The sequence below is a fragment of the Novosphingobium sp. FSW06-99 genome (genome assembly GCF_001519065.1).
GTDB lineage: Bacteria > Pseudomonadota > Alphaproteobacteria > Sphingomonadales > Sphingomonadaceae > Novosphingobium.
Map to the genome: position 1 here is coordinate 222505 of NZ_KQ954253.1, position 22280 is coordinate 244784.

The window sequence follows — 22280 nt, forward strand, 5'->3', positions numbered from 1 at the left end:
TGCCGGGCATATGCCGGTCAGCTCCAGTTCGCGCGGAAGCGGCGCGTGGCTTCGATCGGACCGAAGCCCAGCCAGCGCCCGGGATCACCGAAGCGCGCGGCAACCGACCCAGCGACAGTCGGCGCGCGCTGCGCAGCGGCAAGCGCGGCGCCGCGCGCCCAATCGTCGCACGCCATGGCAAAGGCCGGCCCCACCGCTTGTTGACGCAAATGCGCCAGTGCCGCGAATGTGGCCGCGCCGTGATCGCTGTCCGGATGCCAGTCCAGCCGATCAGGGCCGGGTGCGCCGCGCACAAGCGTCAGGCGGACGTCGCGCGGGCCAAGATCGGCCAACAGATCGTGCGCCGCGACGCTTTGGTGCCACAGGCCGGGTGGCCCGGGCGGACGGAAATGCGACATGGAAAGGCGTATCCTTCCTGCAGCAGTACAATCCGTCAATTATCCGATTTTAAGATGGTTACAATCGCAGCCCTTGGACCTGGGCACGATCAGATCACCGGCGCACTTTTCCAAACGACTTTGCCCAGCACCGAAAAGTCATCATCGCTGATCAGGAACGGGCGATGCGCCGGATTGCTCGAACATGGTTCAAACCGCGCGGGATCGCGGCGATATCGCTTGACGGTCGCTTCGCCGCTGCTGTTGGCAATAAGATAGACCCCGCCCGGAGCGAGTTCCTTTTGCCCGGCATCGACCAAAATAAGCCCGCCGTCATCGATCAGCAGGTCCATTGAATCACCGCTGACCTCGATACCGAACACGCCGCGCCCGGCCAGCCGGGCGGGCACCGGCATATGGCCGAGCGGCACTTCGACCGCTTCACGCCAGCGCCCGGCCCCGGCAATCCCGATCACCGGGACCACACCATAATCGGGAACGCTGTCGCCAGCACCGCCATCGCGCAGCCGTGCAGAGGCTGGTTCGGCCCGATCCGGCGCAGTCGTCGCGCCCGATCCCGCCCCGTCGAGCCCGAGCAGCGCATAGATCGCCGCCGCTTCGTCAACAGTAACCCGGCGATGCCCGGCGAGCAGCGCCGAGACCGCCGACTGGCTTGCAAAACCAAGATCGCGCGCGAGTTGCGCCTGGCTGATAGAGCGCGCTTTCATCGTCTGGCGCACGAGCATGGCATCGAAAGCACGCATGGCGCGTCCCTTTCCGGAGTGTGTCTCAACGCAATATCAGATTAACTGCAATTGGAAAAGCGAATTATATCCATTTTCGGATTGGTTGTTATATCCGATTATCAGATTTTCCGTTAATGCGTCTTTATGCAGCCCAAGTCACCGAGTCGCCCCCCCCTCCCCCGCTGGCGACGGTGCCGACCGGGAATGGTCCCGGTCCCTGCCGGTGACACAGCCACCGGCCCCGGCTGCAAGGCGCGCGACCGTTTCCCCTGACGGCGCGCGCAACCTCTGGCGGTGGGTGCGTCAAGCAGGCGCCCCACCGCCTTTTGCCCTGGATTGACCCGATCGGGAGATATCACCGCGATGCACACGGCCAGCCACTGCCTCGACGCGTTCTGGGATGACGACTGCGACAGCAATCGTCTGCCGATGCCCCTGCCCCCGCATGTGATGGCGGACCAGCTCGCCCCGGCCGAACGGATAGCCTATCGGTTGATCAACCATGCGGCCGAACATGGCCACCCCTGCCCGGTCAACATCGATCTGGAAGTCGCCACCGGGTTCAATTCGACCTCGATGGGGCCCAAACTGGTGCGCAAGTTGGAAAGCCACGGCCTGATCCGCGTCAGCAGGTTTCAGCGATTTCGCCTGGTCGAAATCGTCGCCACCGGGAAACAGACCGCGCGCCACCCGTCGATGCATGGCGACCGACCGCTGGTGCGCCGCGGCGCGCGCTCGGCCGCGGCGATGGGCTTGCCAGGTGATCGCAAGCCCTATGCCGCGCGCTGAACCCGCCAGACCGGCCCGTCCCCGCAAACCCCGCGGTGCCCCGGCCCCTGTGGCCACAGGCCGCGGTGATGCAGCCATGGCCAGGAACCACACAGGCGAAGCGCTGGCCACGCTGGTCGCGATCATGACCAATGGCGATGCCCCGGCAACGGCACGGGTCAGTGCGGCCAATGCCGTGCTCGATCGCGCGTGGGGCAAACCCCGCCAGGATTTCGAATTGTCGAGTGCCGGTGACCCCGTCGCCGCGATCCAACGCGCGCGTTTGCGGGTGCATCGGCAGCGCGACAGCAAGGATACGGCCACACCGGATGCATCAATCACCCCTTCCCGTGCATGACGCGCCAGCAATGGCCGATGCCGATCCGGTGCTGGCCCTGGCGAACGACATCGGCGCCTTCACCGCCGATCCGCTCGGCTATGCGACATATGCATTTACCTGGGGCGAAGGCGATCTGGCCGATATGGCCGGACCGCGCACCTGGCAACGCGCGGTGATGGCCGAAATCCGCGATCACCTGTCGGACCCGGCCCGGCGTTTTCAGCCGCTGCGGGTCGCGCGCGCATCGGGCCACGGCATCGGCAAATCGGCACTGATCGGCATGCTGGTCAAATGGGCGCTCGACACCTGCCCCGACACGCGGGTGATCGTGACCGCCAACACCGAGGCGCAATTGCGTACCAAGACCGCGCCAGAACTCGCCAAATGGGCTGGACTGGCGTTAACGAGCGCGTGGTTCCGGCATTCGGCAACCGCGATCACCTCGACTATGGCGGGCCGCGAAAAATCGTGGCGCTGCGATCTGGTGACCTGGAGCGAAAGCAACACCGAAGCCTTTGCCGGATTGCACAACCAGGGCAAACGCATCGTGCTGGTGTTCGACGAGGCCTCGGGGATTGCCGACAAAGTCTGGGAAGTGGCGCTGGGGGCGCTGACCGATGCGGATACCGAGATCATCTGGCTGGCGTTCGGCAATCCGACCCACGCGCGTGGCGCGTTTCGCGAATGTTTTGGCCGCCACCGCGCGCTGTGGCACGGCGCGCAAATTGATGCACGCGATGTCGAAGGCACCAACAAGGCCTATCTCGACGAATTGGTCCGCACATTCGGCGAAGATTCCGATATTGCGCGGGTGCGGGTACTTGGCCGGTTTCCCTCGGCGAATGCGATGCAATTCATCGGCCAGCGCGAGATCGAGGCAGCACAGATGCGCGAGATACCGGTGCTGGCCGGTGGCGAACCGATGATTTTCGGCGTCGATTGCGCGCGCTATGGTGATGATGAAAGTGTCCTGGCGATCCGCTGCGGCACCGATGCCCGGTCGCGGCCGTGGCAGGCCTGGCGCGGCGCGGATGCCATGAGCCTGGCCGGGGACATCGCGCTGGCCACCCAGAAATGGCAGCCTGACGCGATCATGGTCGATGCTGGCAACATCGGTGCGGCGATCGTCGACCGCCTGCGGCAACTGGTTGGCGATGTGCCGGTGATCGAAGTGTGGTTCGGCGGCGAAGGCCGCGACGCCGAACTGGAGCCCGGCGTCGCTGTACATACCGCCAACAAGCGCGCCGAAATCTGGACGCGGATGCGCGCCTGGTTGCGGCGCGGGGCGATCCCCGATGGCGCGCGCCTGCGCGATGATCTGGCCGGTCCGACTTATGGGTTTGCCGCCGACGACACCCGCGTGCGGCTGGAGCGCAAGGTTGACATGAAGAAGCGCGGGCTGCCCAGCCCCGACTGGGCCGACGCGCTGGCCTGCACGTTTGCCGAGCCCGTGCTGCCGCGCCGGATGCCCAACTGGCTCGATCCCAGCCGGGTCGCCGCAATGCGCGACGAGGACCGTTACACGGAGCTGGATTGAACCAAAGTGTCCCTCGCGATCCAAACCCGGTCACCGCCGGTTTAAGCCGTGATCATCAACCACAGGAGGCGAGCATGTGCACCACCCCGACGATCCCGACGGTCCCGGTTCGCCAGCCGACCCAATTGCCCGATCAGGGCGCGCTGCCAGGCTCGGTTGATCCCGAGGCATGGCAGCGCACCGTGCTGGCCGGGATGGTCATCGGGCCACAAGGCGTGCTCGGTTCGCCGACCGTTTCCAATCCGACGCTCGGTTAAGGAGCGCAGCGCGACATGAATGGCAACGAGACCCTTCGCAGCCACTGCGAACAGCGGCTGGCCCTGATGAAAAATGTGCGGGCCGATTACGAGTCCGAGGCAGAGCAGATCGCGCGGTTTGCCCAGCCGGCCCGGTCGCGATTTCTGCGTGGCAGCAAGGACCAGAACGGCGGACGGCGCCGGATGTGGAACCGCACGCTGTTCGATCCGCGCGGGATCGAGGCGTTCCGCACGCTGACCAACGGCATGACGAGCGGCCTGTCGAGCGCATCGCGCCCCTGGTTCACGCTGAAGCTGGCCAACGACACGCTGATGGAAGCCAACGGCGTGCGGCCCTGGCTGTCGGATGTCGAACGACGGCTCTATGCCTTTTTCGCGTCGACCAATTTCTATGCCGCGTCCAAATCCGGCTATGGCGAGATGGGGCTGTTCGGCACCGAGGGCTGCGTGATGGTCGAGCACCCGACAGCGGGCGCGGTGTGCCATGCGCTGACATTCGGCGAATACTGGATCGGGCTGTCCGACGCGCTGGTGCCCGATACGCTCTATCGGGTTTGCCCGATGAGCGTAAAACAGGCGGTCGACACGTTTGGCAATGCCTGTTCGCCGGTGATCCGCGCGCTCTATGACCGCAGCCAGTACGAGGCGGCGGTCGAGATCTATCACGCCATCGAGCCTGATCCGGATTACAACCCGCTGCAATTCGGCGCCAAGCCGTGGCGATCGATCTATTGGGACACGGCAGACCGGTCGGACAGCCTGTTGCGCCTGTCGGGTTACAACGAACAACCGTTCTGGGCGCCCCGCTGGGATGTCGTGGGCGGTGATACTTATGGTGTGTCGCCCGGCATGGAGGCCCTGCCCGCCTTGCGCGAATTGCAGATGCAGGCAAAGCGTCGCAACGAAGCGATCGACCAGATGGTCAAACCCGAGAAGATCGCGCCGCCCAACGTGCGCCTGACCGGTGAACCGGGGCGCGTGGTCGCCGCGGCCGGGGTCGATCGCGACCAGATCTTCATTCCCTACCAGATGCCGTATCAGGCGGTGGCGGCGATCGGCGAGGAAATGGACAAATGTCGCCAGCAGATCGATTCGCTGGCCTATGCCGACTTGTTCAACGCGATCACCAACATGGCCGGTATCCAGCCGCGCACGGTCGAGGAAATCGCGTCACGCAATGAGGAAAAGCTGACCCAGTTGGGCCCGGTGATCGAACGGGTGACCAACGAAAAACTGCAAATCGCGATCGAGCGTGCGTTCGGCATTCTGCAACGTGGCGGCATGTTGCCGCCGGTTCCGGCGGCCCTGTCCAACAAGCCGCTCAATGTCGAATTCGTGTCGATCCTGCAGCAGATGCAACGCATGGTCGGGCTAGGGCAAATCGAGCGCGTGGTCGGATTTGTCGGCAATCTGGCCGCCGTTCATCCCGAGGCGCTCGACATGATCGATTTCGACGAGGCAGTCGACGAATACGGCTATCGCGCCGGGGCGCCGGCCCGTCTGATCCGGCCCGAACGCGAAGTCGCCGCCTTGCGCAAGGCACGTGCGGCCCAGACCGCCACCGCGCAGGCGCTCGCCGCGATGCCGTCCATGAAGGCCGGTGCCGATGCGGCGCGACTGCTCGCAGCAACCAATGTCGGCAATGGCGACAGCCTGCTTGCGCGATTGTTGCCCCCGGCCTGACCGGCGCTTTTTCAAACTGGACATTGCCAATGGCGTTCGACCCAAAGGATGCCGAATTTCTGCTCGCCCGCGCCGAATTTCGCCGGTTTTTGTTTGCCGCGATCCAAAGTGCGGGAATCCTGGGCCATACCGTATCCGCCAGCACGGCACCGAGCCGCGATCTGGCCCATCTCGAAGGGCGCCGGGCCCTCGGATTTGATCTGCTGATGTTGGTGCACGCCGGACAAAGCGAAGCAGTGCGCAGTGCCGATCCCGATGGGATCACCACGCTTGGCCTCAGCCTGACCGAAGCGCTCAATTGCAAGGAAAACCAACGTGACACAAGACGTCCCCGCGACCGTGCCCGTTACGACGAGCTCCCCCGCGACGGTTGAGACAGCACCCACCGAACAGAGCCAGGCGCCCTTGGCGGTGGCTGGCGACCCAACCGGCGCAGCGCTGGTCACGCCGCCGCCTGCCACTCTGACCCCGGAACGGTATGAACTGGCGCTCGAAGACTATGCAATCGACCCGACGCTGGTCCAGCAGGCCGACCCGATCCTGCGCGATGTCGGGTTGAGCAACGATGCCGCCAACAAGCTGCTGCCGGTTGCGCGCGACATCATGGCACGCACCCAGGAAAGCGTGGTGCGGCAGATCGAGGGCGCCGCCGCCGCGCAGAAACAGGCGTGGCACCAGGCCTTCGTGTCCGATCCCGAAATCGGCGGTGCGCGGCGTACCGAAACCGAACATTTTGCAGCCAAGGGCCTCGATGCACTGGGCTATGCACAGGGTCACCCGTTTCGCCAGGCGCTGGACAACAGCGGATTCGGCAACCACCCCGACATGATCCGCGCATTTCGCCGGCTGGGCGAACTGGTCGGCGAAGACGGCAGCTTTGTGCGCCCGACCACTGCCACCAGCCGCAACCGCCCGGTGTGGGAACGCCTTTACCCCAACGAGTCCCGTTAGGACAACCAAGTCCAACCGTTCGAAGCTGCACGTCGGTACCAGATCGGTTCCGACGCCACGAGGAGCGCATGATGCCGGCCGCATCGCGCCCAGTACCCCACCGCCGGCATCGTCCGTGCCCGCAAATCTGGCGGGATTTTCCTAAGGAGACCACCCAATGGCCATTCTTGGCAGCTCATACTGGAATCTGATCGACGTTCTGAAGTCCAGCAGCGACGGCATCGGTGATGTGGTCGAAGCGCTGACCCAGCTCACGCCGTTCATGAAAGACGCCAACGTCATTTCATGCAACAGCGGGACCGAACACCGCTCGTCGATCCGTACCGGCCTGCCCTCGGTGTCGTGGGGCGCGTTGTATCAGGGCATTGCCCAGTCGAAAGGCAACTATACCGAAGTCAAGGACACCACCGGCTTTGTCGAGGGTCTGTCGAGCGTCGATGAGCGTCTGCTCAACCTCAAGCCGGCCGAATCCGCCAAGCTGCGGCTGGTGGAAGGCCAGGGCTTTCTTGAAGCGATTGCCCAGACGATCGAAAGCGCGATCTGGTATTCGGACGTCAAGATCAATGGCAAGCAGTTCCATGGTCTGGGGCCTCGCTTCAGCGCGCTGGCCAATCCCAATGTGATCAGCGGCGGAGCGACCGGATCGAACAACGCGTCGATATGGTTCGTCACCCACGGCGACATGCAGACTTCGGCCATCGTTCCCGACAACATTCCAGGCGGTATCCAGCGCGAGGACATGGGGCGCCAGCGGGTCATGGATCCCAACGGCAACCCGTTCTACGTCAAGGAAGAAAAATTCACCCAGCATGTCGGACTGTGCGTCAAGGACTGGCGCTACAACGCGCGGATCGCCAACATCGACGTGCCCAGCGTGATTTCCGGGACGGTCGCGCTCAACCCACTGATGCGCCATGCCTATTACAAGCTGCAAGGTCGTCGTTCGTACCGCCTTGAAGCAGAAGGCCAGATCAGTCCCGGTCGCACGGTGATCTACATGAACCGAACGCTGCTCGAAGCGCTTGATGCCGAAGGCACCAACAGCCGTTCGGGGGTCGACAACTTTGTCCGCCTGACGCCGATGGAAATCCAGGGCGAGGAAGTAATGACCTGGCGCGGCATGCCGATCCGCGAAACCGATGCCCTGCTGAGCACCGAAACGCTGGTGTCGTAAGCGCAGACATACAAACCGATCTGGTTTTCAATGGGATCGGGTCCCTTCGCGTCATTGGAGGACCCAGCCATCCCGTAGACGGGGATATTCTTTCATGATCATCGACACTTCGCTTGTCTTCAGCAACCAGCAGGCGGTGACCACTTCGGCACCGTCGACCAATGCCATCGACCTTGGCGCGACCGGCACGCCGTACGGCGCGACGGTTCCGCTGGTGCGCAACATCGGTAAGGGCCAACCGGTCGACCTGGCCGTCTCGGTGGCGCAGACATTCACCGGACTTACTTCGTTGCAGGTGTCGGTCGAAACCTCGCCCGACGGAGTCAACTGGACCCAGGTGGACAGCGGGGCCATCGTTCCCGCCGCGTCGCTGGTAGCCGGTTATCTTTTCGCGGTCCCCAAGCTCGTGGAAGAAGCAAATGCGCGCTATCTGCAGCTTTTCTACACCGTCGTGGGCACCGCGACGACCGGCGCCATCAATGCCTCGATCGTTGCCAGCCGCCAGAACAACAACAACTGCGGGGGCCTTTGATGCCCAGCTTTCGTGCACGCGAACCGATCTATCTGTGCACCGCAGGACGCCTGATCGACACGGGCGAGGTGTTTTCCAGCGACGAAACGCCCGGACTGGCATGGATTCCGCTCGAAACGCCGCCGCCCCTGGCAACCGCGCCGCGCAAGTCGGCCCCGATCGGCAAGTGATCGCGGCCTGACGGTGATGCAGGGCGCCTGGTCAATCGCGGCGCCCTGCATCGACGGCAGCCCGCCGGAACGGCGTGGCAGCAGCAACCGGCAATGTTTTCACAGGATTTTCCGGCATGGCAACGCTCGACGACATCTGCAACATGGCTCTGGCGGAAATCGCCTCCGGTCCGATCACCGATGTGACGGACAACTCGATCGAAGCGCGCGAAGTCAGCCGCTTTGCGGCACCGCTGTTGGCCGAAGTGTCGTTGTGGTCGGACTGGAGTTGGGCGGTCACGCGCGCGACGCTGACCGCCGCCACCAACGACCGGCTCGCGGAGTGGACGCAGGCCTATACCGTACCCGCCAATTGCGCGCGGCCGCTGGCGATCCGCCAGATGCAACAGCCGGCCTGGCTGCTGCCGCTGGGGGGCCCTTATCCGTTTCCAGTGCAGGATGCGGTTCCGCTCGCCTTTTTGCATGAAGGCGGCCTGATCTACACCAAGGTGTGGAACGCCACGCTGGTCTATGTTGCGGTGCTAACCGATCCGACCGTTCTGCCACCGCTGGTGCAGCGCGCATTCACCCTGGAACTGGCCGCACGGGTTGCGGTGCCAATCCGCAAGGACACCGGGCTGGCACGCGAACTGGGCGAAGCCGCCGAACTCGCGCGCGCACGCGCCATCGCCGAAGACTACAACCAGCGGGTCCGGCCTCCGGCACGTTTTGTGAGCGAGGCCGCATTTGCCCGGTCGGGGATCGGAGGCGGCCTGTGACCGAGCGCATCACGCAAGTCAATTTCGCCAAAGGCGAACTTGGCCCGCAGCTTTATGGCCGCTTTGACGTCGACACATGGCAATCCGCGCTGCGCAAGGCGCGCAACGTGATCGTGATGAAGTATGGAGGGGTGACCAAGCGCCCCGGGACCCGGTTGGTCGGCCAGGTGATCAATCCCACCGAGCCTACCCGGCTGATCCCGTTCCAGTTCTCGATGACACAGGCTTACGCGCTGGAAATGGGCCAGGGCTATATGGCGCCTTGTGCGCTGGGCGGACGCGTCCTGGCCAATGAGCAGCCGATTGCCGGGATCACCAACACCGTCCACGCACAATTGACCATCCCCTATCATGGTCTGTCGGTTGGCAGTCTCGTTTATATCGACGGGGTCATCGGGGGCATGGGAGCGGTCCTGAATTACCGCACCTGGACCGTGGTCTCGGTGATCGATGCAAACACCGTGACGATCAATGCCGACACATCCACATGCGCCGTTTTTGCGGGCTGTACCGGTGGAACGGCCAATACCGTACCGCCGGTGGTGGTCCCGCCGCCGACCGTCGCGCCCCCTGTCTCTGCCCCCGCAGCCCCAACCGTATCTTACGGTGGCGGAATTGGCGCCAACAGTCTGGAGGATTGATCCGATGGGAGCTTCGCTCGTTTACCACGCGGGATCGCCTTACAATGGTGTGGATCTGGCCGATCTCGATTACGAACAGACCGCCGACACGCTCTATCTGGCGCATCTGAACTATCCCCCCACTAAGCTGGTGCGTTCGGACAATGCGAGCTGGTCGTTTGCCACGGTGACATTTGTGCCGGGAATATCACCGCCATCCTCGACCACTGTGGCAGCGACGATCGCGGATGAGGATGCCGCCGACAGCGGCCTGAATTATTTCCCCGAAACCGCCGTCTATTGCGTGACCGCAGTGGACGACAACACAACCGAGGAAAGTATCGGATCGCCACCGGTCAGCGCCTACAACGATCTAACGCTGAAGCGCAATTACAATACCTTGAGTTGGCCAGCGGCATCCGGCGCAACGCGGTACAACGTCTACAAGGCCAACAATACGCAGTTCTATGGCTATATCGGCACGACGACGCAGCTATCCTTCATCGATGACAACATCGGGCCAGCCTATGATCAGGCACCGCCGGTGGCCAACAATCCCTTTGCCATCGCGGGCAATTATCCATCGACGGTGACGTTGTTTCAGCAGCGTTCGATCTGGGCCCGTTCGACCAACGTGCCGCATGGCATCTGGACATCGAAATCGGCGCTGATCGAAAACATGGACTATTCCAGGCCGTTGCGTGCCGACGACGCGATGAGCTTTGCGATCATGGCCGGGCAAGTCAACTCGGTGAACCAGTTGACATCGACCACCACGCTGCTCGCGCTGACCAGCAACAATGTGTTCAAGATCGATGGCGACGGCAATGGCGCACCGCTTGATGGCGCCAGTCCGCCGGTGATCCAGCGCGAAGTGGGCCGGGGCTCTTCGCGCTTGCCCCCGCTCGTGGTCGACAATGTGGTGTTTTATGTGCCCTCGCTCGGGTCATCGATCCGCAGCCTGGGCTATGATTTCACCATGGACGGGCTGCGCGCCAACGACATCACGATTTTTTCGCCGCACTTTTTCCTCGGCCACACGATCGTGTCGTGGTGTTACAGTCAGGAACCTTGCTCGCTGATCTGGGCGGCGCGCGATGATGGCGTGCTGCTGTGCTTTACCTGGGAGCAGGAACAGAATGTCTGGGGTTGGACCGAGTGCCAGACTGACGGCCTGGTGCAATCGGTCTGTTCGATCACAGAAGACGGCGAGGATCGCGTCTATCTGATCGTCCAGCGGACCATCAATGGGCAGACCTACCGCTTTGTCGAGCGAATGGTGTCGCACTTTTGGGATACGCTGGCAGAAAGCTGTTTTCTTGACTGCGCGGTTTCCGCCAGTTTTGCGACCCCGCAATCGACATTTACCGGCCTGTGGCATCTCGAAGGTGCGACCAACGTAGCTGGCTTGGTCGATGGCGTCCCGGTGACCGGGCTGACCGTGACCAATGGCAGCGTTACGTTGCCCGCGTCGATCGACAGCGGGTCGGTCGTATCATTTGGCCTGCCTTATAGCGTCGATATCGAGACGTTGCCGTTGCGCATCAATGTCCCTGGCGAAGGATCGAATATCGGCAAGATCCAGAACCCGACCAAATCGGTGTTTACCCTGAGCCAGACCGGCCCGATCAACGCCGGGATCGGCTATACCGACTTGTTCCCGGTGCCGCCGCGCATGACCGATCCGCCAAACGCGCTGTTTGACGGTGTCTATCTGATGTCGATGGACAACAAAGTGCGCGACGAATGCACCGTGTGGATCAACCAGACCGCACCGATGCCGTTCACCCTGCTGGGCGTTGCGGTCGATCCGGTGATAGGCGGATGACCGGTCGCCTGACCGCCCCGATCCGGCTGGTGCCCGGCGCCGCCGGCCACATCGACAGCCTGGCCGGGCGGATGCGGCGGATCGACCGGATCGAATGCGCAGCAATGGGGCAGACCCCGCAACAGGCGCTCTGCCACGGATTGTCGGCGGGCGCGCGGACATGGACCGCGCTGATCGGCGACGAACCACACGCCATGTTTGGCGTGGTGATCGAACCGGCCTGCGCCGACATGGCAATTCCGTGGTTTCTGGGCAGCGATCAGGTGGCGCGCAGCGGCCGACTGCTGCTTGCGTGCGGCCCTGGCATCATCGCCGCGATGCATCGGCACGGTCGCCGCCTTTGCAATTTCGTGTCCTCGGACAACCGACAGGCCATCCGCCTGCTCGAACACTGGGGATTTACTGTGGAACAGGATCCTGTCGTCACGCGCGATGTCGCGTTTCGGCGTTTCATCCGGGAGATCAAGTGATGTGCGCGCCCGTCGTTCCCCTTATCGCCACCGGGCTGAGTGCCATCGGCACCGGGGTCAGCATGGCCTCGTCGATCGGACAGGCGCGCGCTCAGGCCGCCGCGGCAGATGCCAATGCAGCCGCCGAAAGCAACGCGGCCCAGATCAGCCAGCAGAACATGCGCCAGGACGCCTTGCAACAATACCAGCAGATGGGCCAGGTCAGCGGGCAACAGAACATGATGGCCGCAGCCAGCGGCGATGCCACTGGCTATGGCACGGCTGCCAACGCGCTCAACGGCACGCAGATCATGGGCCAGCAAAATCTTTCGCGAATCTACGCGCAGGGCAACCAGAACCTGATGGGCGCCGATATCGGCGTCGCCAATGATCTGGCCCAGGCCAATGCTGCCAACAGCCGGGGCGACGCCGCACTGGCAGGTGGCCTGTTCAATCTGGGCGCAGGCCTGTTTGCGGGCGGATCAGGCAGCAGCTTGTCCACCGGACTGTCAGGGGGGCTGGCTTCGCTTGGCACAGGTTCGTCCGGGACCGCGCTGGGCGGTGCAAGCCAGTATGCGCCGTTCAGGGCGGGAATGGGGCTATGATGCGCGCGCCGACATTCACGCCGACCTATGTTCCGATCCACGCCTACAAGGCGCGGTTTTCCGCGCCGGAGGGCCCCAACCTGGCGGGCACCATTGGTCGCGTGCTGGCTGCCGGGGGTGCCGAACTTGCCCCCGTCGGAGGACTGCGGTCCGCGATCCAGGCGCTGAGCGACGACACGGCCGGGCGCGGACGCGCCTTGCAGGACCGTGTCGCGCTAGCCAACCTGGTCGATACCCATGCCGGGTTGCAAGGCGGTGCCGCAGTCACGGCGCAACCGCAGGCGCTGGACGAACTCGACCGGATAAAGGCCGATGGCCAGGCGACGCTGGCCAGTCCCGGCATGATCGCAGCCTATGACCAGCAGATGGCGCCCGCCATCGCCGATGCCGCAAATCGCATCACTGGCCATGCTGTGCAGCAAATGGCCGTCGAGCGACAGGCCGTCGCTGACCAGACCATGCAGGCCGCGCAACAATCGGCGGCAGCGGCCTGGCAGGACCCGACCCGCTTCGTCGACGGACTCGGCGCGGTGCATGCCCTTGCCGTGGGGCAAGCCGGTCCCGAAGCAAGCGTTGAAGATCGCGCCAACGCTGCGCGTGCCGCAGTCGGCGGCGCCGTGGCCAGCGCGGTCGGACAAGCGCTGGCCGCCGGTGAACCGGAATTTGCCGCCCACATCGTCGGTGGGTGGGGCGACACGCTGACCCCGGCGGCCTATCAACTGGCGGTAGCCCGTCTTGGCCACGCGGCGCAGAGCCAGCGTATGGACACGATCTTTGCCCAGGCAAGCGGCGGCGATGCTCCTGCAAGCGCACTTGATACCTCGCCTGGTGCCCGATCGCCCGACACCGTGGCGATCCCAGCTCCGGTTGGTGCCGCAGTCTATCCGCTTGCGGGCGGCAGAGTGGCCTCAATCGGCGACGGATCCGACAAGGCAACGGTGCGAATCGTGCACCCCGATGGCAGCAGCGCAACATATGGCGGGCTGGGCCTGGCCTCTGTTGCGCCGGGCGATCTTGTCACGCCTGCGCATGTGATCGGCAGCGCCGGGCCGGTGATGACGCTGGCTGCCGCGACGCCTGCAGGCGACACGGTCGATGCCAATGGCCTGTTGCGCAGCGCCGGTGGGGCCGGGACGATGATCGGCTCTGGGAATGCGCCGCGCGGCTGGGATATGCCAACCGTGCTCAACCGGATTGCCCAGCGTCAGGATATGTCGCCCGATGACAAGGCGCTTGCCGCAAATTTGGCCCAGCGGCGAATGGCGGGAGACCAGGCGCAACTGGCAAATGCCGATCTTGCAGCAGGCCGTTCGGTGGTTTCGATCGCTGCTGCGGCACCGGACAGCATCACGCAGGCCGCCGATCTGCCGCCGAATTTGACCGCACAGATGACGCCGACAACGCTTGCGCAAGTTGATGATGCACTGCGCGACAAGGCCGGGGCCCCTAGCCTGCCTTCGCCCGACAATCCGGTCGCGCTGCGACTGGAGCTTATGCAGCGGCAGTCACCGGGTCAGTTTGCGCAGATCAATCTAGCCCCGCTGATCGGCGCGTTGCACCCACAGGATCTGGCGCAGCTCGCTGCTGGCCAGGCGAACATTGCCGCAGGCCAAATGCCCGAACCTGCGCAGGATCCGCGTTCCGCAGTCCTTGATGCAATGGCTCTGCACGAATTCACCAACGGATCCAGCCTTCCGGATGAGACGTTGCCCGTGATCAAGGATCAGGCCGAAACGCAGCTTCGGCTCAACCGGATCGATCTGTCCGATCGCCCGTCGATTGCCAACACCGTAAGCGATGCGATCCAAAGCCAGGTCAATCCATCGTAGATCTGACCTGCAGGCGCGCTCTCGTGTTGCGTCTCCAATATACCCCCCCCGCCAGCCAGCGCCCCGATCCCCGGCGGATCGGGCGCAAGGAGTGACGCATGGCCGATATCATCACCCCTTACCTCCTCCCCGGTCTTAATGGCAGTGTCGTTGAAAAGCGTCTTGTCGACATGGGCGACGGAACATTTGCGGAAATGACCACAACGGTACTTGCCGCCAGCACCAACACCGTCGGTACAGTCAATCTGGGATCGCTGGGCGGTGCGGCCACCGCGGCGAACCAGGCCATTGGCAATGCAACGCTATCGACACTGACATCCCCCTTTGTCGGGGCAACATCGTCCCCGTTGACGGCGAACATCAACGACACGGCAAACCATGTCATCGGACCATTTGCGCCCCAGCTTTCACGCCAGATCTGGTTGACGCTCAACGCCACTGCCGCGGCGTCGGGCAGTGCACAATTGCTGCGGTCGAACGACGGCGGCGCCACCCAGATCGGCGTGACACAAGGTGGCGGGATCGCTGCATCATATCAGTTCACCAATGTGAGCGGCGCCATCGTCAACGAACCGATCCTGATCGAGACCGATACGACTGCAAGTTATTACTTGTCGATCACGCTTACCGCCGGAAGCTTGACCGTGCGCGTGGCGCAGTGAACGCACCATGGCAGACCCCACAACCTACAGCGATCTGCACCGCGACCTTGGTCGTGTGGAGGGGGGGCTTGAGGCGATGGAAAAGCGCTTCGACCGTGTTGAGGAAACGCTTGAACGGATCGACGATCGCCTGGCCCGCATCGAGGCCAGCGAAAATGAGCGCAAGGGCGCGTGGTGGGCGATCGTGACCATTGCGGCCGTGATCGGCGCGTTTGCCGGCACCCTCATCAGCCATTTCTGGAAATAGCAATGCTGCACACATTCACCGATGCGCTGCATATCGTGCTGCGCGAAGAAGGCGGTTTTGTCGATGACGCCCGTGATCCCGGCGGAGCGACCAATCTCGGCGTCACAGCGCGCACATGGCGTGCGTGGAGCGGGCAACCCGCGACCCTTGACGTCATGAAAGGGCTGACCGCCGCGAAAGTCGCCCCTCTCTACAAAGGGTGGTTCTGGGACAAGATTGCCGGCGACAAACTGCCGATCGGACTGGCGTTGGCGGTGTTCGACAGCGCGGTCAACGGCGGTCCGGGCTCTGCGGTCAAACTGTTGCAAGGCATCGTCGGCGCGCCTGGGGACGGACAACCGGGCCCGACCACGCTCAACGCGGTGGGAACCTATGCCAGCAAGATCGGCCTCACGAAATTGGTGTGCCGGTTCAGCGACGCCCGCCGGGATCACTATGGCGCGCTGCCCACCTTTGCGGTGTTCGGCAAAGGTTGGCTGGCACGGGTCGCGCGCATTGAAAAGGATGCGCTGGCATGGGCTGGCTGAAACAGGCGCTGACCGGTGCCGACAACCAGACGATCGCCATCGGACGATTGATCGGCTTTTCGATCGCGCTCGTCCTGCTGATCGGCTTACCGGTGACGGCCGCCGCCACGATCATCGCAGGGATCGTGAAGGTTGAGACCTGGGCGACCTTCATGACTGCCCTACAGGTCTATGTCCCGCTGGTGGTCGCGGCGATCGGCGGTCTGGTCTGGGGCACCAATTCGACGGAGCCCCGCCCGCATCGCGATTTTGATGATGGGCAGCGCCCAACTTCCTGACTCTTTTCCACCGGAGCATCCCGATGAAACTGACACGCATCCTTGCGCTGTACGCGCTTAGCTGGATCCCGCTGACGGCGGTTGCGCAGACGGCGCAGGCGCCGACCTATCAAAAGGGCAACCAGGTCACGACAGCCGACGGTATTTTCGTGGTCGACAAAAACGGCAATCCGTTTGGCACGAGCGGCAATCCGCTCAACACTTTCGATAGCAACACCGCGACCGTCGCCGCCGCGATCAACGCTCCGCTGAATGCCCAGGTAACCCACGCGGTCCTGGTCGGCGCGGTTGAAGGCGCGACGGCGGTGGGCACGTCGAGCGCCTATCCCTTGACCATTCAGGGAAATGCGAGCGGCGTGGCTGTACCGATCAGCGGCGCTCCCACTGTCGCAACCGGCACCAACGGGGCAGTCAGCCTGATTCAAGGCGCAAGCACTGTGGCGATTTCGGCCACCACCAGCGGTACCGTGCAGCTCGTGGCGCTGGCGTCGGGAAAATCGATCTATGTGACCCATGTCCATGTGATCACCGCGACGTCGGCGGGGTTTGCGCTGGTCTATGGCACCGGCACCAATTGCGGCAGCGGCACCACCTATCTCGATGGTGCCAACGGCAACACCATGGCCTTTACCGCCAACAGCGGATATTCAGCCGGCGTCGGGCTTGGGCCGGTCTATGTCGTGCCATCTGGCAATGCGCTGTGCGCGGTCTTTTCCACTGCCGCGAACTATGCCGGTTCGCTCACGTATTCGCAGTTCTGACGATGCGGCAGGTATTCGCCCTTCTAGCCCTGGCGATCGCGTGGATGTCCGCGCCCGATGCCAGCGCGCAGACTGTCACCAAAGTCGCCGATGTCACATGCACCACATCGGCCACGACGTGCACTGCGCCAATCACGGCGGCGGTGCCGGCCGGATCATTTCTCGTGGTGGTGGTGGTCGATCAGACGACACCGTCATCCAAACCGGCCATTGCCGACAATGCCGCCACCACAAATTGCAGCGGTGCCTATCCGACAAACGCCTTTCCCAATGTCTACAGCTACATCGCCGTCGCGGTGTGCGCTTCGACATCGGGCGCGATGACCAGCGGCACCACCTGCGGCAGCGGTGGCACCACGCAATGCGCAATCACTATTACCGACACCGGCAGTTATTATTGGGCGATCCAGGCATACATCGTGTCGGGCCTCGTCGGTTATGACAAAGCGGGTGCGCAAGTCACCGGCACCACTCTGACGAATGGATTGCCCACCACGTTCGCGGCCTCACCGGGCCTTGGCTACAGTTCGGAGTGGGCGCTTGGCATCATCGCCCTGGGCACCGGCGCCACCAGCGACAGCATGGCCAGTTACACCGGGGGGTTTTCCTCGATCGGCGCACGGGTTGCCGGAGCCACCAACCGGCCCGAATTCTTCCTGTCGGCGCGCACATTGACCAACGGCACCGCCACGCTTGGCGCCACGCCCACCGCCAATTCTACCCATAACTACAATTCCGTCGTCCTGCTTTTTCAGACCGCCGCCACGTTTCGCCTTGGCTGTTTCGGACTGCTTTTGGGAGCTGGTTGCTGATGCGCCTGATCATTGCCATTCTGGCCGCGCTGCTGTTCGCATCACCCGCGCATGCACGCCCGATTGTTTGGGGCGGGACGCCCTGCACCAACGCGTCGACCACTAACGACGGCTGCTTTAACGGCGGCTCGGTCCAGGTGCCGACATTCTTTCGCGGCTATGCCACGCAAGGGTCTGCCGGGGTCACCTATCCTGCGGGGACCACGACAAATCCCTGGTATTCAGCCTATGACAGCACCACAAGCGTGCAACCGGTCGTCTATCCCACGCGGCCTTCATGGAATGTGGCCGGGGTCGATTATGCGGTCGGCATGCCACGCTGGCAAATGCCTACGCTCGGCAATCTGCACCCCTCGTATCTAAAAGACCCGGCGCAAATCGCCACCGACCCCTTGATCAACCCAAAGCGGCAAGGCGAGAACTGCCAGTTCTATGCCGCGAACACGGCCGTTTCGGGCGGTGTGGCGGCGGGCACCACGGCCACGCCGTTCCCCTTTCCGCTGGGCGGTGCGGGCATCTATTGCAGCAACAGCACCGGATCGTCGAACCAGTTGATCTTTGACGGGTACAATTTCGCGTGGAACAGCAGCACCGGTTGGGGGTGCGTGCCAATCTCCTTCGCCAACAAAGGCTGGGGCACCAGCGCGGCGAATACCGGCCCGACCACAGCGAACGTAATCATGCGCAATTCCCTGTTTGTCGAAGGACCCAATTGCGACATCTGGGGCGGCATCAACCAGGGATCTGGCACGGCCCAGGCAGGCCCAGAAAATGCCGCAGCGGTCTATGCGGTGGCCTTTGCCAATAGCTCAACCACGCTCACCAGCTTCGCCTTTGTCAACAATACCGTCTATGGATGCGGTGGTGATGCGCTGGCCACTGCGTTGGAAACTGCGCTGTGCAGCGCCAGCTTCAATTCCACCACATATGCGGCCGGCTCCATCACGGGATGGGTGACGGGTGCTACGGTCGGCGTGGCACCGGTCAATGGTCAATTGCTGGGCATTTCCGGCGGGACTGCGTGGATCGAATTCAATGCCTTCATGCACATGCCGGGACGCTTGTTCGGGATGGGCAATGTCAACATCGGCAACCACAGCATTGTTTTCGCCAACAACTATATCGAAGGTATGCTCTACAAACCGGAACCCGGCGTCTTGTTCAGCGGCATTGTTTGTGCCGCCAATTGCAGCACCGCTTCGCCATCCACCCCCGCGCAAGAAGTCGTCACGACCGTTGTGCCTCACGGCATCCCGGTGGGCAGCTATTACAGCCTGGTCCTGACAGGCAGCGGCGCAGCGGGCGATTACTGGGGCGGCACTTATACCTTTCAGGCCACCGATGCCACGCACCTGACCTTCCGGAGCGTCGTCAACAACAGCGACTGGACCTATGGCGGATCGGGCAATTATGGCTGGGTCTACAGCAATTTTGGCCACGATGAGTTGTGGAATACCGCCGCCACCACCGGCGGCGCCACGTTCACCGGCACGATCAGCGGCAACACACTCACCGTGTCGGGTCTGTCGGGCACGCTGACGGCGGGGCAATATATCACCACCAATGGCGCCGCCGATGGCATGATCAATGGCACGATCAGTGGCAACACGCTGACCGTCAACAGCCTTACCTCGGGTGCCCTTGCTGCAGGCCAAATCATTTCAGCCGCGTCGGGCTCTGGCCTCAACATCCCAGCCGCAATGACCATTGTATCGGGCAGTGGATCGACCTGGACGCTCAGCCAGTCGATCGGAAACGTCGGGCCCGGTGCGATGAACACCTATGATACCATACCTTCGCCGACCTACATCGTCGGCGGCTCGGGCAGCACATGGACGCTCAACCACGCGCTGGGCAACATTGGTCCAACGCAGATGACCGCGCCTTATTACACCCCCGGCGTGCTAGGGGGCACCACGACCTATGTGGTCAGCTATAACGCCTATCTGCAAACGCCTTCGGCATGGGGATATGGCGGCACGGCGATCCTCTGGCCGCAGACCAACAGCAACCTGATGGGCGTGCCGCTGGGAACGCTGACCGGATCGATCGATCACAATGTGCTGGTGTCGGACTTGCAGAACAACGCGCGCCACTTGCAGAATTCCTATGGCGTGGCGTTTCAGGCGACCAGGCTGGCCGGCTTTACGCTCAACAACAACTATTTCGATCCGACCGGGCAATACTATTGCTGGATCGGCTACACACTCGATTCCGGCACCGGCCCGACGCTTAGCGGCAATGTCAACCTGCTGAACCCGTCCGACCCTTATGCCAACACGATGGATAGCTATGCCATCGTCCCCTATGTTTCGGGCGCAGGCACCAACACCCAGGGTGAAAACGGGCTGTCATACAACGCGGCGACCGGCGTGCTGACCATCACCCTGGCCGCACCCGCCACGTTCGCCGCCGGGCAGCAATTTTTCATCCGCAACGGCACGGTAAACAGCGGCACCAACTATCTGGCAGGCACCATGACCGCCGCCAGCGTGTCTGGCGCGACGGTCACCGTTAACCTTCAGCCCGGATATGCCGGCGTGCCAATCAGCTCCACCACAGACCTCACCCTGATCAACAGCGCTGGCCATACGCAGGCCTGCTACGGGCACAATTGAGGCCACCCCGATGATCGAGACGGCGCACACTCCCGCACATGAAGAAATCGAATCCCTGCGCGTCGATGTCGAATATCCCGAGCACACCGCCCGCGCCGCCAGAGACACGACGTAATTCGACCACAACAGGGCGCTGCTGCTAAAAAAACGCAAAAACCCGTGTTTCAAGTGCGGGAGCGTCGTTCACCTGGAAGTGCATCATTTCATCATCGAGTGGAGCGAATGGAACATCGCAGACCCGGCCAAAGTGCTGGGCCTGATGGACCATTTCGACATCTATGGGGACGCCGCGCTGCTCGGCGACAAGCCCGTCGCCAGCCCCGACGATTTGCGCAACCTGCTGGTGCTGTGCGTCGCATGCCATCGCGGTGCGGGTCTTGGCATCCTCCAAGTGCCAGTTCCCTTCTGGTTTGCCGATCTCGTCAAGCGTGACGGCGCGATCGTGCTGAAATCGGTTCACGCAAAGGAATTCTGATCATGTCTGAACCTGCCATCCTTGCTGCCGACATCAAGTCGGTAGAAAACGCCACCAAGGCGGCCGTCATCGACATAAAGGTCCTGGTGGCCAACCGTGTGGGCGATCTGATGATCGCGTTGATCGTGTTCGGTTCGATTTGGTTCGGCCACGCGCTCTAATCTACAGGACACGCTGGCTGTTGCCGGCGCACGCAACCACAGGAGCTGACGATGATCATCGCGATACTCGGCTTGTTCAAGGGCTGGTCGCTCCTATCGTCAATCGCGGGCTGGTTTACCGACGCTTGGATCTGGGCCATCAAAAATCCGCTCGCCGCCTTCCTTGCATTCGCCCTGATCCTGATCGTTACGCTTGGCTGGTATGCGCGCAACGAAGCCTCACTGGCCGCGAACGCAAAGGCCAACGAGGCACAGGCGGAAAAAGCGCTGACGACCGAACGAGCCAGCAATTCACGCCTGACCATGGCGATCGCCCAGCAGAACGCCGCGTTCGCGCAGTTGGGCAAGGACAGCGCCAGCGCAGTCGCGCAAGGTGACAGAGCCGATGCAGCCGCCATCACACGCTCCGACAAACGTGCCGCCCGAGCGCGAGCGATCACGATCGCGCCCGCTTCAACTGGAAAAACGGTTTGTGCGACGCCGTCCGACGTCATGGCAGCACAGGGAGATTTGTGATGCGGGCACTTTCCCTTGCTGTTTGCCTGGCGCTCACCGCCTGCGTCAGCGCTCAACCGCCAGCGATGGACGACAAAGTGGTGACCGTACGCGTCCCGGTGGCCATCCGCTGCATCGACCCGGCCAAGATCCCGGCCATCGTCTCGCCCGCTCTCCTGAACGGTGACGCGCAGCACGATGTCAGCACGCTGGCAAAAGCAGATTTGGCGTTGCGGTCCGAAACTGATCAACTCATGGCGATCATCGTTCCATGCACGGTCACGCCAGACCTTGCTCGTACGCCCTGACGCTTCGTGAAGAAACCTGCGACGGTTCCATGATTGACGGCCCGGACGCTCGCGATGTTTCAGGTGCCGCACGTTGCCTGTGTTGGCTAAGACGTGGTGCGGGCGGCCGGACTTGAACCGGCACGGGCAATGCCCAACGGATTTTCGTACCTCCTACGGCTTTCGCCGCCACTGGTGGCCAAATGGCTGCTCCAGTGTTTGTGGTCTGGACTATCCCTTCACCATGCCCCGGCGAGGGGTTTAGGTGCTGCCCGTCTAGTCTCTACACCTTCCTTCGAGGCGTTTGTCCCGAAGGCTTGGCTCGGGATTGCC

29 protein-coding genes are annotated in these 22280 nt (G+C 63.0%); 27 read left to right on the forward strand and 2 right to left on the reverse strand.

The window, feature by feature from the left end; all coding sequences use genetic code 11:
• Positions 1 to 17: 17 nt before the first annotated feature.
• Both AQZ49_RS05785 and AQZ49_RS05790 read right to left on the reverse strand, forming a co-directional pair.
• On the reverse strand, positions 18 to 398 hold the full coding sequence (locus AQZ49_RS05785) for a hypothetical protein (RefSeq protein WP_067613878.1): 381 nt from the start codon (positions 396 to 398) through the stop codon (positions 18 to 20).
• A gap of 89 nt (positions 399 to 487) precedes the next feature.
• The gene (locus AQZ49_RS05790; protein WP_067613880.1) at positions 488 to 1141 is read right to left on the reverse strand and encodes a LexA family protein; all 654 of its coding nucleotides are present in this window, start codon (positions 1139 to 1141) and stop codon (positions 488 to 490) included.
• 345 nt (positions 1142 to 1486) lie between these two features.
• Between AQZ49_RS05790 and AQZ49_RS05795 the strand changes: the two genes are divergently transcribed.
• From AQZ49_RS05795 to AQZ49_RS05910, 27 genes are all read left to right on the forward strand, one after another.
• Complete coding sequence (locus AQZ49_RS05795) at positions 1487 to 1912, forward strand: hypothetical protein (protein WP_067613882.1); 426 nt, start codon at positions 1487 to 1489, stop codon at positions 1910 to 1912.
• A gap of 76 nt (positions 1913 to 1988) precedes the next feature.
• Positions 1989 to 2249: a hypothetical protein gene (locus AQZ49_RS05800; RefSeq protein WP_067613884.1), complete on the forward strand. Its 261-nt coding sequence runs from the start codon at positions 1989 to 1991 to the stop codon at positions 2247 to 2249.
• 10 nt (positions 2250 to 2259) lie between these two features.
• Complete coding sequence (locus AQZ49_RS05805; RefSeq protein WP_067613886.1) at positions 2260 to 3768, forward strand: terminase; 1509 nt, start codon at positions 2260 to 2262, stop codon at positions 3766 to 3768.
• Between the two features lie 74 nt (positions 3769 to 3842).
• On the forward strand, positions 3843 to 4025 hold the full coding sequence (locus AQZ49_RS05810) for a hypothetical protein (protein WP_067613888.1): 183 nt from the start codon (positions 3843 to 3845) through the stop codon (positions 4023 to 4025).
• A 15-nt stretch (positions 4026 to 4040) separates the two neighbouring features.
• Entirely contained in the window at positions 4041 to 5708 is a 1668-nt protein-coding gene (locus tag AQZ49_RS05815; protein ID WP_231738907.1) for a portal protein, read from the forward strand.
• A 29-nt stretch (positions 5709 to 5737) separates the two neighbouring features.
• On the forward strand, positions 5738 to 6082 hold the full coding sequence (locus tag AQZ49_RS05820) for a hypothetical protein (RefSeq protein WP_067613890.1): 345 nt from the start codon (positions 5738 to 5740) through the stop codon (positions 6080 to 6082).
• Positions 6083 to 6119: 37 nt separating this feature from the next.
• Positions 6120 to 6659 carry a hypothetical protein gene (locus tag AQZ49_RS05825; RefSeq protein WP_156428157.1) on the forward strand — a complete coding sequence of 180 codons (540 nt, stop codon included), beginning with the start codon at positions 6120 to 6122 and terminating at the stop codon, positions 6657 to 6659.
• A gap of 157 nt (positions 6660 to 6816) precedes the next feature.
• Positions 6817 to 7833, forward strand: coding sequence for a major capsid protein (locus AQZ49_RS05830; protein WP_067613894.1), 1017 nt, complete (start codon positions 6817 to 6819; stop codon positions 7831 to 7833).
• Between the two features lie 94 nt (positions 7834 to 7927).
• Complete coding sequence (locus AQZ49_RS05835; RefSeq protein ID WP_067613895.1) at positions 7928 to 8365, forward strand: Bbp16 family capsid cement protein; 438 nt, start codon at positions 7928 to 7930, stop codon at positions 8363 to 8365.
• Positions 8365 to 8535 (forward strand): hypothetical protein, encoded by a 171-nt coding sequence (locus AQZ49_RS22145; protein ID WP_156428158.1) that lies wholly within the window; start codon positions 8365 to 8367, stop codon positions 8533 to 8535. Before AQZ49_RS05835 ends, AQZ49_RS22145 begins: the two co-directional genes overlap by 1 nt.
• Before the next feature lie 116 nt (positions 8536 to 8651).
• The gene (locus AQZ49_RS05840; protein WP_067613897.1) at positions 8652 to 9293 is read left to right on the forward strand and encodes a phage connector family protein; all 642 of its coding nucleotides are present in this window, start codon (positions 8652 to 8654) and stop codon (positions 9291 to 9293) included.
• Positions 9290 to 9934: a hypothetical protein gene (locus AQZ49_RS05845; protein WP_067613899.1), complete on the forward strand. Its 645-nt coding sequence runs from the start codon at positions 9290 to 9292 to the stop codon at positions 9932 to 9934. The genes AQZ49_RS05840 and AQZ49_RS05845 overlap by 4 nt, the downstream gene beginning before the upstream one ends.
• A 4-nt stretch (positions 9935 to 9938) precedes the next feature.
• Positions 9939 to 11741 carry a phage tail protein gene (locus AQZ49_RS05850; protein ID WP_067613901.1) on the forward strand — a complete coding sequence of 601 codons (1803 nt, stop codon included), beginning with the start codon at positions 9939 to 9941 and terminating at the stop codon, positions 11739 to 11741.
• Positions 11738 to 12211, forward strand: coding sequence for a hypothetical protein (locus AQZ49_RS05855; RefSeq protein ID WP_156428159.1), 474 nt, complete (start codon positions 11738 to 11740; stop codon positions 12209 to 12211). Before AQZ49_RS05850 ends, AQZ49_RS05855 begins: the two co-directional genes overlap by 4 nt.
• Complete coding sequence (locus tag AQZ49_RS05860) at positions 12211 to 12795, forward strand: hypothetical protein (protein WP_067613902.1); 585 nt, start codon at positions 12211 to 12213, stop codon at positions 12793 to 12795. Before AQZ49_RS05855 ends, AQZ49_RS05860 begins: the two co-directional genes overlap by 1 nt.
• On the forward strand, positions 12792 to 14624 hold the full coding sequence (locus AQZ49_RS05865; protein WP_067613904.1) for a M23 family metallopeptidase: 1833 nt from the start codon (positions 12792 to 12794) through the stop codon (positions 14622 to 14624). The genes AQZ49_RS05860 and AQZ49_RS05865 overlap by 4 nt, the downstream gene beginning before the upstream one ends.
• Positions 14625 to 14722: 98 nt before the next feature.
• The gene (locus tag AQZ49_RS05870) at positions 14723 to 15286 is read left to right on the forward strand and encodes a hypothetical protein (protein WP_231738909.1); all 564 of its coding nucleotides are present in this window, start codon (positions 14723 to 14725) and stop codon (positions 15284 to 15286) included.
• Between the two features lie 7 nt (positions 15287 to 15293).
• A complete protein-coding gene (locus AQZ49_RS22150) occupies positions 15294 to 15533 on the forward strand; it encodes a hypothetical protein (protein ID WP_156428160.1) in 240 nt (79 codons plus the stop codon).
• Between the two features lie 2 nt (positions 15534 to 15535).
• Positions 15536 to 16060, forward strand: coding sequence for a glycoside hydrolase family 108 protein (locus AQZ49_RS05875; protein ID WP_067613906.1), 525 nt, complete (start codon positions 15536 to 15538; stop codon positions 16058 to 16060).
• Positions 16048 to 16338 carry a hypothetical protein gene (locus AQZ49_RS05880; protein WP_067613908.1) on the forward strand — a complete coding sequence of 97 codons (291 nt, stop codon included), beginning with the start codon at positions 16048 to 16050 and terminating at the stop codon, positions 16336 to 16338. Before AQZ49_RS05875 ends, AQZ49_RS05880 begins: the two co-directional genes overlap by 13 nt.
• A gap of 23 nt (positions 16339 to 16361) precedes the next feature.
• Complete coding sequence (locus AQZ49_RS05885; protein ID WP_067613910.1) at positions 16362 to 17099, forward strand: hypothetical protein; 738 nt, start codon at positions 16362 to 16364, stop codon at positions 17097 to 17099.
• A gap of 44 nt (positions 17100 to 17143) precedes the next feature.
• Positions 17144 to 17911, forward strand: a complete 768-nt coding sequence (locus AQZ49_RS05890; protein WP_231738912.1) for a hypothetical protein — start codon at positions 17144 to 17146, stop codon at positions 17909 to 17911.
• Positions 17911 to 20529, forward strand: coding sequence for a hypothetical protein (locus tag AQZ49_RS05895; RefSeq protein WP_067613914.1), 2619 nt, complete (start codon positions 17911 to 17913; stop codon positions 20527 to 20529). Before AQZ49_RS05890 ends, AQZ49_RS05895 begins: the two co-directional genes overlap by 1 nt.
• 193 nt (positions 20530 to 20722) lie before the next feature.
• Positions 20723 to 21004, forward strand: a complete 282-nt coding sequence (locus AQZ49_RS05900; protein ID WP_067613916.1) for a hypothetical protein — start codon at positions 20723 to 20725, stop codon at positions 21002 to 21004.
• Positions 21005 to 21006: 2 nt separating this feature from the next.
• Positions 21007 to 21165: a hypothetical protein gene (locus AQZ49_RS22155; protein WP_156428161.1), complete on the forward strand. Its 159-nt coding sequence runs from the start codon at positions 21007 to 21009 to the stop codon at positions 21163 to 21165.
• Positions 21166 to 21216: 51 nt separating this feature from the next.
• Positions 21217 to 21681 (forward strand): hypothetical protein, encoded by a 465-nt coding sequence (locus AQZ49_RS05905; protein ID WP_067613918.1) that lies wholly within the window; start codon positions 21217 to 21219, stop codon positions 21679 to 21681.
• Complete coding sequence (locus AQZ49_RS05910; RefSeq protein WP_067613920.1) at positions 21681 to 21968, forward strand: hypothetical protein; 288 nt, start codon at positions 21681 to 21683, stop codon at positions 21966 to 21968. Before AQZ49_RS05905 ends, AQZ49_RS05910 begins: the two co-directional genes overlap by 1 nt.
• Positions 21969 to 22280: the final 312 nt, after the last annotated feature.